This window comes from Pseudobacteriovorax antillogorgiicola (assembly GCF_900177345.1).
Lineage (GTDB): Bacteria > Bdellovibrionota_B > Oligoflexia > Oligoflexales > Oligoflexaceae > Pseudobacteriovorax > Pseudobacteriovorax antillogorgiicola.
The window spans coordinates 295,423-307,239 of record NZ_FWZT01000001.1 but is presented as its reverse complement, the minus strand read 5'-3'; the positions used below and the strand labels follow the sequence as shown (position 1 = coordinate 307,239).

General features: G+C 46.6%; 11 protein-coding genes. 7 read left to right on the top strand and 4 right to left on the bottom strand.

Annotated features, from left to right (window positions below; translation table 11 throughout):
- Positions 1–72: 72 nt before the first annotated feature.
- Together B9N89_RS01600 and B9N89_RS01595 are read right to left on the bottom strand one after the other, a co-directional pair.
- Positions 73–789: an outer membrane beta-barrel protein gene (locus B9N89_RS01600; protein WP_132314557.1), complete on the bottom strand. Its 717-nt coding sequence runs from the start codon at positions 787–789 to the stop codon at positions 73–75.
- Between the two features lie 17 nt (positions 790–806).
- Positions 807–1,913 (bottom strand): PorV/PorQ family protein, encoded by a 1,107-nt coding sequence (locus tag B9N89_RS01595; RefSeq protein ID WP_132314558.1) that lies wholly within the window; start codon positions 1,911–1,913, stop codon positions 807–809.
- 261 nt (positions 1,914–2,174) lie between these two features.
- Between B9N89_RS01595 and B9N89_RS01590 the strand changes: the two genes are divergently transcribed.
- The 5 genes from B9N89_RS01590 (at position 2,175) to lpxC (ending at position 7,783) form a co-directional block, all read left to right on the top strand.
- Positions 2,175–2,768: a TetR/AcrR family transcriptional regulator gene (locus B9N89_RS01590; RefSeq protein ID WP_132314559.1), complete on the top strand. Its 594-nt coding sequence runs from the start codon at positions 2,175–2,177 to the stop codon at positions 2,766–2,768.
- Between the two features lie 100 nt (positions 2,769–2,868).
- Positions 2,869–3,957 carry a tetratricopeptide repeat protein gene (locus tag B9N89_RS01585; protein ID WP_234996053.1) on the top strand — a complete coding sequence of 363 codons (1,089 nt, stop codon included), beginning with the start codon at positions 2,869–2,871 and terminating at the stop codon, positions 3,955–3,957.
- The gene (locus tag B9N89_RS01580; protein ID WP_132314561.1) at positions 3,954–4,868 is read left to right on the top strand and encodes a hypothetical protein; all 915 of its coding nucleotides are present in this window, start codon (positions 3,954–3,956) and stop codon (positions 4,866–4,868) included. Before B9N89_RS01585 ends, B9N89_RS01580 begins: the two co-directional genes overlap by 4 nt.
- Positions 4,840–6,648 (top strand): hypothetical protein, encoded by a 1,809-nt coding sequence (locus B9N89_RS01575; RefSeq protein ID WP_132314562.1) that lies wholly within the window; start codon positions 4,840–4,842, stop codon positions 6,646–6,648. The genes B9N89_RS01580 and B9N89_RS01575 overlap by 29 nt, the downstream gene beginning before the upstream one ends.
- 196 nt (positions 6,649–6,844) lie before the next feature.
- Positions 6,845–7,783: a UDP-3-O-acyl-N-acetylglucosamine deacetylase gene (gene lpxC / locus B9N89_RS01570; RefSeq protein ID WP_132314563.1), complete on the top strand. Its 939-nt coding sequence runs from the start codon at positions 6,845–6,847 to the stop codon at positions 7,781–7,783.
- Positions 7,784–7,804: 21 nt separating this feature from the next.
- Here the strand turns inward: lpxC and B9N89_RS01565 are convergent, their stop codons facing one another.
- Positions 7,805–8,776 carry a tetratricopeptide repeat protein gene (locus B9N89_RS01565; protein WP_132314564.1) on the bottom strand — a complete coding sequence of 324 codons (972 nt, stop codon included), beginning with the start codon at positions 8,774–8,776 and terminating at the stop codon, positions 7,805–7,807.
- A gap of 79 nt (positions 8,777–8,855) precedes the next feature.
- On the opposite strand from B9N89_RS01565, the gene B9N89_RS01560 reads away from it, so the two are divergent.
- Entirely contained in the window at positions 8,856–10,145 is a 1,290-nt protein-coding gene (locus B9N89_RS01560; RefSeq protein ID WP_132314565.1) for a ComEC/Rec2 family competence protein, read from the top strand.
- 39 nt (positions 10,146–10,184) lie between these two features.
- Positions 10,185–10,592, top strand: coding sequence for a response regulator transcription factor (locus B9N89_RS01555; protein ID WP_132314566.1), 408 nt, complete (start codon positions 10,185–10,187; stop codon positions 10,590–10,592).
- 46 nt (positions 10,593–10,638) lie between these two features.
- Here B9N89_RS01555 and B9N89_RS01550 read toward each other — a convergent pair whose 3' ends face one another.
- On the bottom strand, positions 10,639–11,766 hold the full coding sequence (locus B9N89_RS01550) for a hypothetical protein (protein WP_132314567.1): 1,128 nt from the start codon (positions 11,764–11,766) through the stop codon (positions 10,639–10,641).
- Positions 11,767–11,817: the final 51 nt, after the last annotated feature.

Below are 11,817 nucleotides of genomic sequence, written 5' to 3'. Positions count from 1 at the left end.
AGGAAGTTCCAGCTTTCAATCCATGCCACAGTCTTTGATACTTAAACCAAAGGTCGATCTGGTGCAATGAGCTTATAAGCTCACTGTCGTTGAAACGCCAAGTTGACTGTATTGGAATGTTCCGGCACCCAGGGATAAGAATGCTCCAAGCCAGACCTTCGAACTTACGAGCCATTGAGCTCCCCCTCCTAGCGAGATGGCAGCGCCAGACTCCTCAGGGTCCTCAGTGCTGGTGAGAGTTCCAGTAGGCTTTAGTGACGAGCTTGCTAGGCCGAGAGCACCATGAGCTGTGATATGAAGTTTGGAGGCAAGAACGTAGCGGGCTGAGGCCCCAAAAAGGTGTTGCTCCACGACTCCCTTATATTGATTGGCATTTTCAGTAACAATGATGTCTACCGGAACAAAACGATAGGTGCCATAGAGTTGAACTCTGTCGCCCATGATTTTCATGAATCTCACGCCAAGCTCAAAATCCCCTGAAAAACCTGTATCCCAGCTACCGCCGGAGCCCTTTAAGCTGGCGAATCCAAAACCGAGACCCAGGTAAAACTCGCCATCACCGGTGGGCTCTTTTTTTTCTACTTCTTTTTTGATCTCCTGCTGCTTGTCTTTCTTGGGTTCTACTTCTTTGCCTTCTAGCTTTTTATCAACCGCTTCTTTTACTTGATCGATGGTTTCTTTCGCTTTTTCAATGGTTTCTGAGTCGGGTTTTAGATCTTTTAAGCCTTTGGCAAGGAGAGCCGGGCTCACCAAGGCAAAGGAGATAGATATAATCATAGTTTTAAACATGGAGATGGTCCTCACCGTTAGAATAATAGTTTTATTTGGAGCGCATAACGGCGGCTAGGTTGGTACCCAGCGACCGAACCGATTTCTTCCGCATATGTGACGAGCCTCAAGTTAATGATGCCGACGTCTAACTGGAGTCCTGCCGTGGGGTACCCTTTGTAGAGACCTCCTTGGACTTTGAAGAATTGTCCATAACCATATTCTACGCCAAGCTGAAGCTTCTGAGAGAAGGAGTAAGGGTGATTGATCGAGTGCATATCGATGGCTGTCGTAACGTAGGAACGATTTTTTTTGTATGGCTTAAGGCTAAGCCCCACGTTGACACTGGGAAGCACTACAGGTGGTGCCCCTAAGGCTTCTCCGGAGATATTGGCTTCTTCGTAGGCTGTGCCGCCAAAGTCGGTGATACTCAGGCCGATCGTAGGCTCCAGCGTTTTAGTCGGGGTAAACAGAAGCCCAAAGTCAGTCCCGACGCCGAGGCCCCCTAGGACGAAGTCCGATAGCTCTTGCGTGTCATCGTTGGTAGTGTCGGAGTCATTATTGTCGCCTAAGGCCTCGATATCTTCCATGCTAAACTCCCGGTCGACACCTCCGAAGGCGCGGGCTTTTATAGAAAACCCAAGGCTCAGGCGATCGTCTAGGAGGTTAAACGCAAATGAGAATGGCATAATCACGGTCACCCCTGACTGAACATCCACCGATATATCGCGATGAAAGATCATGGAAAGTTCTACATCGACCCCAAGCCCGAAGCCAAAGTTGCGAAACACCAAGTGAGGGGTGAGATTGAGTCCGAACATCTGGCTTTCACCGGTATTCTTTTCGATGAGCTCAAGGGTTTCGCTCGTTCCACCCAAGTCTTGAAAGTCTTCCACGAGGCCTTGTGCCTCAGCCGACCACTTCAATGTTGGGTTAATGAGTTCAGCGTCCCAGGTATCCAGGCGAGCCAGGCCCGCGGGATTATAGAACAAAGCATTGAAATCGTCGGCCACAGCTACAAACGCATTCCCCATCCCTAACGGCCTGAGTCCGTAATGAGTCCAGGCTGGTTGCTGTTTTGCGATGAGTGTGGGACCAAAGAACAAGGTTATAAGCGTCAAAGTGACGCTAATAAAAATTCGCATACCTGCTCCCCAGAAGGAATCGGGCCCTCGATGGCAAGGGATTATTTTTGGTGATAATTTCCATTAAATATATCATATCGTCGGCCTTAATCCAAAGCCATCGAGACGAGGTAAGTTTTAAGGCTGAGAGAAAATAGATATTTTCCCTGGTGGAAAAAAGTTATATCAGTGAAGGGTATCAGTTGATCCTAGCCCGAAGCGTGCTACACTCATGAAACTGGTACCAAAATTACGTATGACTTTGTTAGGAGAGTAGGAACCATGTCGAAGCCGGATGTGGCTGCTGAACGAAAAGACCAGATTGTACGAGCGACTGTCGAGTGTATTACTAAGCATGGTTATCATAACTTTTCTATGCAAGATGTTGCCCGAACTGCTGGCGTCAGTAAAGGAATTATTCATTACTACTTCTTGAACAAAGATGACTTGATGATGTCGGTGTTGGATCGCGTCGCGGGGGACATCGAGGGAGTCCTCGCTGAAGATATGAAGTCCATAGACGATCCGATCAAGAAGCTTGAGATCTTTATGTCGGTGAGCTTCGATGTGGTTCGAAGCACCAAAGAATACTATCAGGTGAACATGGATTTCTGGACGCAGATCAACCAGAAGAAAGAAGTCCGTCAGGTCATCTCTCGCCACTACGCGAAGTTCCGGGACACATGTGCGAGCGTCATCTCTGAGGGGGTCAATGCTGGTGTGTTTAAGAATGTTGATTCTCATATCTATGCATCTTTTATCGTTTCGGTCATTGATGGTCTCAGTTTGCAGTGGCTCTTTGATGAGAATGTGTTCGATTACGATGAGATGATCAAAACGGCGAAGGATATGATTCTTAAGGGACTTGTTTCTTAGTCTTGCGGCCCTACCTTCAAGTAAACCCCTCCTGATTTACAAGAGATCGAGTCGCATTTCTGATATGATTTAGGGTAAATTCATGCGACGGAGGTTTATCTTGGCTCAGCAGCCTGACCAATCGATCCCCATCGAAATAGCTATCAGAGATCTAAAGTCTAGAACGATCGATGAAAAAAAAGTCGATGCCTACTTGGATGTTCTCGAAGAGTATGAATGCTGGAAGCCGTTGTTTCGGCTTCTATTTGCGAAGATTAAAGATAGCGCTCGTCGCAGAGCCAGAGATTACGTGCGTCTGGCTCGTATCTATGCTATTTGCCTAGAGGATACCCCTAAAGTTGCTGAAACCTGCCGCGATTTAGTCAAAAATCATAGGCTCTCATACCAAGAGTTTCGTCAGAAAGTTTTGGTGAAGCTTTTGGGCGAAGACGATTTTGGGAAAGAGGCTCAAATTCTTGAGAGCATCAAACCTGTACTTACCACTCAAGATGAAAAAATCGCCTGTACCGAACGTCTTTGTTTAATCTACGAGAAGAAGAAGTACGATGAAGATGGGTTGAATCGTAGCTACGAAGCACTGATTAAGTTAGATCAAAATAATTTGAAAGCTTTACGCTATTTTAAAGCTGTCTATACCCAGAACCAGGCTTGGGAAAACGTGGTGGAGGTGCTGAAAAAGCTCTATAAGGGGGCAAAACATGTCAATGATGGTTATCGCATCGCGCAAGAGCTGGCTACGGTATATCTGTTTCAGATGGATCTTCCTGAGCAGTCCATCTCTGTTCTAGAAAAATATTGCAAAGACAGTCCATTGGATACCTCCTCCATTCACTATGAAGCCTATTATCGGCTCAAGAACTGGAAGGGCTGCCTGGAAGTTTTGGAGTCTTATTTACCCAAAGTTGAGGGTAATACAAATAGGGCTATTATCTACCTGAAAATAGGAGAACTTCAGGAGCTTATTGGCGAGCAAGAGAGGGCGTTGGAGTCGTATCGTGTGAGTGCTGAAGCCCAGCCTAGAATTCTAGAGCCCCTCGAAAATATGGTAGAGATTCATATTCACAACCAGAACTGGAAGCAAGTGGTAGAATGCTTACAGCTCATGAAGTCGCAAGTGGATGAAGAGCAGTTGAAGGAACGATTGCAAGAGGCGGTGACGCGACTAGAAGGTGAGATTAGTCACGGATGAAGGGCTTTTCGGAACTAGGTCTTGAGACTATAGAGCTTGATTTGGTGGGAATTCGCTACTTGCGCGCCCCTCAGGGCTCGTTTCCCAAGAAACTTGATGAATATAAGTATCTAAGTTCATTGGCGTTTGGTCTGGTAGATGACAGCGCTAGCAACTATCATTGGATCTCTTTGGTTCAAGAATATCAGGAGCCGACCCAGTTGGTTAGACACTTTCGAAGTTACGAACAGTGGGATACTCACCGACTTGATGTTTTTCACCTGTTAGCTCGTGCTAGCCAATCTCCCATGATATTCACCGTAGCCAATTCAGAAAAGGTTCGAGGGCAGTCAGCCACACTGAAGCATCAAGATACACTTTCCAGTTTTTTTAACACAACTATGGATAACCCTAATCGAGGCCCCCGTTCCCTATTTTCTGTGGGTGGAGAGATTTTTCAAGGGACAGATGGCCATTTTTATGACCTTGAAGAGTCGGTGAAGCTCGGTAGCTCGGCGTATGGGCGACAATCAGGGCAACTGCTCGGCGGTGCTAGCTTGCGGCCAGGAAAGGGTGTAAACATTCGCCGCCTACGCGTTCGTGCGGAGCCTCAAAGGCAATATAGCTATGATTTTTTTAAAAGCTTTCCAAGCTATCTTGAAGAGGCCATTGCACAGTACTGCCGCCGGGGGGCGACTGTGATTCTGGACTCAGACGACTTGTCTCTGCTTGCTTGCCTTCATAACTTGATTTACCCATCCCGCATCACGAATCTCAGTGTTCCGCAATTCTACTACGGCTACCACAGCTTAGGCTCTTTAATGAACTGCTTACACTTAGCTATAGAGAGTGGAAACTCTGATGTAGTTTGGGTTCACTGCCATAGCACGGGAGACATTGATATTGCATTCCTCTCAAAAGGATCAAGTTAAATTGGGCTATCTCGTGGTAGAGCTTGATGGAGCGATTCATCTCTTGAGCCGGGGAGGGCGACCGACTCTTGATAAACTCTATCAGCTGGCTTTATCGCTATACCGACAAGAGCAAGATCCCACAACGGTTTTGCTGTTGCAAAATGGTCCAGCTCAGGCATTTTCTCATGAATTTATTAAGGAAATTCGGCTCGATACTTATCTGGACGAGCTTCGATTTTCTGTCTACAAACTGAGATTTATTTGTCGTGCCATGATCAAGTCTTCGTCACGTTGGATATACTGCTGCCACGAAGACTGCCTATCGACTTTTGCTGAGCTAGCCATGGCCTGCGATCACTTTATTTCCTTTCGCGTTCCTATAAACTTTGGTTTTCCCGAGATCCGAGCACGGATCTTCCCCTTGGCTGGAGTTTTTGAACGTGCCTATTTTCGCAGCCATAAACTCATGGAGCAATGGGAGACAAAGCCTGTGAGGCTTCTTGACGAAGCTGGTACCATTGGCCCTCAAGTGATGATACATGCCGAAGACTGGATCGATTCTGCTAAAAATTGGGTTGAAAGCCATAGCTTTCCTACAAAAGAGCCTTTTAAAGGACCCGATGTTCTGCTTGATTTTTATCTCGATTGCTTGGATCGGCTTCCGCCTTTGCAATCAGAGTTAGAGTCAGCAGATCATTGGTCAAGTGCCCTGCTGCGCCTGAAGCGAAGCCAGGATCGGCTTGATACTGCTCGATGGATGGTGGACAGTAGTGCTTGCTTTCTGTTTACCAATTACTTTATGAGAACGGTAGAAAAGCCTAGGGTGATTCCAGCTCATCCCGCCAGAGTCTTCAACGAACAAGTGATTTATTTGGATGTGAACCAAAGACCAGCCCCCGTGGTGTCTTTGGTGTCATTGTTGGAGCATGGCTGGTCGGTTGTCATCATTGCCAGCCAAAGATCAAAGTTGAAGCGATCTTTAGACTCTCTCTACAAAGGGGTGGAGAGGCAGGGGCAGCCTCGTTTGCTCGATCTTTGGCGGCATCAAGTGACGTGGGCGGAAAAGAGGCGTCAGCCTTATATGGATTGGGTTGCTTGGCAGGACGATGGCACGCTTTCGGTCTCTATTCTGGGGCAAACCTGGTCTGCACTCACGCTCTCTGAAGAAAGAAATCGCTCGATCACTGTAGAAATGCGAAGGAATGAGTCTTTTGATCAGGAGTTTTTGGAAATTTGTGGCTTTCGCATGATTCTATCCCCAGGCGAAACTTATCTGTCAGATTTCTTAAGAAGTTGGGCGCTTGAAGAATTGATTCGGGTGTCATCTGGATTCCGAGGCGGCATCGAGCAAATTTTGAAGCTAGCAAAAGACTATGGCTGGCGGTTCTTAGCTTCGACAGAGATGTGGGAAAGCTTCCTTACGGTGCGATCTAAACGAGACGTTTGCTCATCTTTAGGAGGCAAGGTTCTTGACTCTCGCCATCTCGCCATTGGCTCTTGGCGAGATGTCAAGGTGGAGTCGACTCGCAATCAAGGGCAAGAACCGCAACTCTATGGTGAGAATATCAACCTGCACTTTGAAATGTTTGCGATGCTTATGTTTGCGACGGTAAAGAGGGAGTTTCAATCGGATGCCCATCAGGATATTGGGGTGCTTATTGGCGCATCTCTCGGAATGCCTTATGGCAGCTGCTTACCCCACCTAAGCCATTATGATAGTGGAGTGCGTCGGCCTATTTACTACCTCGAGCAAAATTGGCCGGAATGTTGTAATGACATCCGAGATCACTTCTGCTAGGACACTCTTTCATTGTGGTAAAACTGCAACACACCTTGCCGAGGTAATGTTGCAAGATCACCACAGAAAATCCTGTAGTGCCTCGACTTGCAGAGAAGTTGAAATAATTACAGTATATTATATAATTATCACAGTGGCATGAGGATTGCATCATACCTAGGGTTCTTACTTTTTGGATAGAGACAAGGTAGCATTCATGGGAATTATGACGAAACAGACTAGCATCCAATCCAAAGTTCGGTTCACCGGCAAGGGGCTTCACTGTGGACGAATTGTTCATCTTGATGTTCTTCCTGCGAAAGCTGATACAGGGATCGTTTTCCATCGCAATGACGACCCAGCAGCTGAACCTATCCAAGCTCACGCATTTAATATTACCTCGACGGCACTCTCCACGACTATCGGACTAGGCCCGTCTTCAGTTTCTACGATCGAGCACTTGATGGCTGCATTTGCAGGCCTAGGGATATCAAACGCAATTGTGAGGCTCAATGCGCCAGAGGTTCCCATTATGGATGGAAGCTCAAAGCCGTTTGTAAAAAAATTGATGACTGCCGGTATTCGCGAGTTAGATAAGGCACAAAAGATTTGGAAGGTGATCAAGCCCTTTGAAATCAGAGAAGGCGATCAGTTTATACGTATCGAACCATCTCGTCGGCAACGATACCAATGCAGTATCGACTTTCCGTTCCACATGATTGGCAAGCAGTCGGTTGATTATTGGGCGAGTACTGAGAATTTTATTCGTGTCGCGAATGCCCGTACGTTCTGTCATATCAAAGACGTGAATATGATGAAGGAACAAGGCCTTGCTCTTGGTGGTTCCCTAGAAAATGCTATTGTGATTTCTGATGATGGCTTGCTAAACGCTGAAGGCTTACGTTCCCAAGAGGAGTTTGCTGAGCATAAGCTTCTTGATTTGATCGGTGACATGGCATTGTTAGGTGCTCCGTTCCTTGGCGATGTCAAGGTTCACAAGCCAGGACACGCTTTAACGGCAAAGTTTACAAAAGCACTTTTGGAAAATGAGTCCGAGTATTTAGAAGCGATGTTCATAAGCCCTTTTGTTCGGCCCAAAGAACACGTTTCAACAGCATCACAAGTTTTCAGGCCTGCTTGGGCCAATCTCGGCTAGTCTCGTTTCTAAGTAATTTGGTCATGCTCTGAGGGCTTCCTGATATTTTTCTAGGAAAAGTCGGTTTGTCTCGGGCCATGGCTTACTAGCTAGCTCCCTTAGGATTGAGCCTAACTTCCCTATGAATTCTGTATTTCTGGCAAGGCGCTTGAAGTTGATTTTTTCGATGAGAGCGTGAGTGTAGCTCTCATCGCTCATCTTAAAGCCGATGCCAAACATGAGCTGAGCCAGGAAACCAGGATCCTCCACATGGTCGATGAGTGGCCAAAGTGCATTCCAAGCGACTTCTAACTGGCTCTGTCGAGGTCCATCTATTTCTGTCGTAATCATTCCAAGTAGCACGCAAGCTTCAGCATTGTGGGGTAAAAGGTTCTGGCACTCTTTTGCTGATTGCCATGCCTCGTCAGTAAGTCCCAAAGTGAAGGCCGACTTTGCATGCCAAAACCAATGGATGGGATCGAGTGGCGCCATCTCTGTGGATAGCTCGAAGCATCGATGGGCCTTGTCGAACTGTTCAAGCTCAATATATGCTTGACCGAGTAGACTGTGAAAGTCGGCGTTCTTTTGATCTGATAGCTCGTAGAATTCTAGGCAATCTTCACGTTTATCGGTGTTGAGGGCCATCCACGCTGACATAAAGCAATAGATTGACATTTTTGATTTTCTTGCTAGAGCAGATAGGGAGCTATATAGCGACTGCCAGCAATCTTCTTTAATACTTCGTTCTACAATTTGAACAACTAGATTGTGATAGTTGGTCTTCATAGCGCTACAGTAAGTCTCTAAATCTTCCAAGGTTTCAATAAGGTCGTTTTCAGACAAGTTCGTCAAATTCAAAAAGAAAAATGAAATATTGTCACAGACTTCGTTGAACCCCTCGGCATTCAGGGAGCGGCAAAGGCGAAACAGAGTTCGGTTTTCGTCTTGCAGGCCCTTATGAAAGTACCACTGCTCAAGGTTTGGGTAGTGAGATAGGTAGCTGCTTGTGCTCAAAATGTCCCCTTAAATCGTAGAGATGTCTTCTTTAATGTTGTTGTTTTTGCGCTAGTAAAGGTCCTTTGAATGGGGGCTTATGCTAGAGTTTATTGCTTCGTTTTACATTTTCGCTTTGCTAGCAAAGCACTATTCGGATTCCATATGGGTCGGAAGTTTGGCTTGGCCGATTTACCCAATTGCTGCCCTCATTATATTATATTTTCGCGACCGATTTCATCGTGTGGCTGTGAAGTGCGTGACGATTGCACTAGGAGCTATTTGGGGCTGGGGCAGTTACCGGGTGCAAATACCATTAGTCGTTAATGATTGCGCTGTTGTATCCAAACAAGGTCTGGGCTTGGAAGGGCCATGGCTGGTTGCTTGTTCCAAGGGAGATTGGCTAGCCTTTGCAGATACCAAGAAAGGCCAAATTGGAGTTTTAACTTGCTCGAATCGAAGCTGTCGCTTCAAAGGTATGGAAGATTCTCCAGTTGGTTCAAGTTTGGTAAGTAGCTGGCGTCGTGATTGGCGAGCCCGACAGGCGATGGTTCTTGACCATCAGATTCCATCTGATCTTTTGTACATCTATCGAGGAGTGATTCTCGGCATGAGCCGGGAGTATCATTATTACAAAGATCTTTTTAAAACTTTGGGTATTTATCATCTGCTTGTTCTCTCGGGCTTTCATATGAGTTTGGTATTCAAGTTTGTAGGTGGCCTTGTGGCTCAGATACCTAAGTCACTCTATGTTTTGACTCTGATTTCGCCGAGGCTCTGGCGGTGGGTCAAGAACTGGGTTTTCCCAACACAAGTATCTTCAGTTATTATTGCTTCTTACTTTCTGGGGTTCTCAGTTCCTTGCCAGAGGGCTTGCCTTACGAGCATTTTAGGACACAAACAGTGGCTTGGTTCTGGGTTGAGCCTGAATCATCGATTGCTATTGGTGCACTTTATTCATTTGTTTTTAGCCCCTTACGCGGCTCTGTCAATGTCATTCGCACTGACTTGGCTGATTTACTTGGTTCTTGTAAGTCGTGATTCTGGCAAGACCTGGATGAACGCTGTTATAAGCCAGGTGATGATATCAGCAATCCTATTGGTCTTTCTGCCTTCAATTACAGTCTTAAGTATCCTGATAAACTTGCTGTTAGCTCCCTTCTTTGCGTTGCTGCTTAGCTCGATCTTTGGCGCCTACTTGTGGGTGACGTGGGGCGACTCCGCCTCGTATGTGTTCGAAGGGCAACGGATGCTACTTTCGTTGTTCCAATGGCTGGATCAATTCGCAACGTGGGATCTGTCGTTGAGCCCTAGCGAGGAGTTGAAGGTTCTACTTCTTGGGGTTCTTCTAATAAAAATTTTTTCTGATTTATTGCGGAAACAAGACTAGAATCGAAAATGGATCGATATCGAAAAGGAGTTCGGCTTCATGGATCAAGCTCTCAACATACTCGTTGTAGATGACTCACAAATACTACGACAAGATCTAAGAAACCGCTTTGAAAGCCTAGGTCACCGTGTCGTCGGAGAAGCAGAAAACGGCTTGGAAGCTTTGGATTTAATCAAGGAACTAAGCCCTGACTTAGTTTCCTTAGACATCATTATGCCTGAAATGGATGGTTTGGAGTGCTATCGCATTATGCGGAGCCTTTCGTATCCACCACGGTGTTTGATCGTATCGGCTTTGGCGGATGAACCTAGGGTCATCGAAACCTATGAAAAAGAAATTGAGCCAAATCACTATGCTTCAAAAACTTGTTCCCTTGATGAATTAGCAGAGAAATTAAGCCACGTGATGGCAATGCCACCGCTGCCCATTCCAGAGAGTCATGAATAGGGTGGAATAAGTGCGACGCTCGTTGGTACAGGCGATATGCTTCCGTCTATGAGGCAGCTTGTGCACTCTTGGACGGGTCTGTGCCAAATGAGTTTGAAATATTCTCTAATTGTGCTAGCTCTTTGGCCTTGAGCGCTTGAGCACTTTGGTAGAAGCTGGTTCCAGCTACGATCAATGCGAAAAGGGCAACCACAATAAATGCAGGATGCCACAGAATTCCAACGAGCAAAAAGAAGAATGCAGCCCCACTTGTAACATACCCATTAACGAGCACTTTATCCGTGTGAACCATAGCTAATTGACCAGTTAGAACTCCCTTGCCGTGACCATCGATCAGGAGCCTCTTTTCACGGCCTTTGTAAAAGTGTCTCAAAATATTTTTAGGTCGATAGAGATACCCGACTTTCCAAACTGGTATGTGAATGAGCTGCACGCCGGCGACTTCTACCTCTGTTCGGTTATCAATGAGAAAGTCTGCATTGAGGGTGGAGATTTTGTAGTGGTATAGCTCAATATGATTTTTGGCCCGCCTTAAGGCCTCGTGCTCATCAACCTGAACTCCGAGGATCGGCAAGCCGTTGGCGTATTTGAATTCAAAGAAATTTCGTGCTTCGTAGGCAGACTTCTGGTCGTCATCCAGAAGACGGCCGCGGGAAAGGGTTGAATCGAGAGGAAAACCATCCCACTCGGTATTAATTGGTTCTGGTGGTTCGTGCAGCCGTGTGAGGCCCCAGGTTTCGCATATATTGGCCCGAGCTGAAATCGCCCAGCGATATCCTCTTCGGAACTGTCCCGATTCTAAAAGGTGCTCGCCCGCTGATGACAGGTTCACGTGAAGTGGGTTTTGGCGCTTCACCAGGCCTTTCCACGCTGTGTGGGCTTCGAGGGATATCACCCACACGGGCAGACTGAAGCCTTGAACATCGACGACGAAGAACTCCTTGTCTACGGCTCCAGGACGGTGATGGAGCCGTCTGAGCCACTCAAGAGATAGCTCTTTCACCGCTCCAGCATCCAGTAGGTTTGGAACAATGTAGTGGTCGCCAAACAGCTCTTTCTGCCCAGAGTCTGTATCAAACCGGAAGGTGGCCGAGCAAAATGGGCACATGAGCAGATAGTCAGAAAAGACATATTGCGATGGTTTGTTACAGGATGGACAGGTTAGCTCATGCAATTCTGGCAACTCCTTTTTCTTTCATATTATCACGATTGATGTGTTGACAGG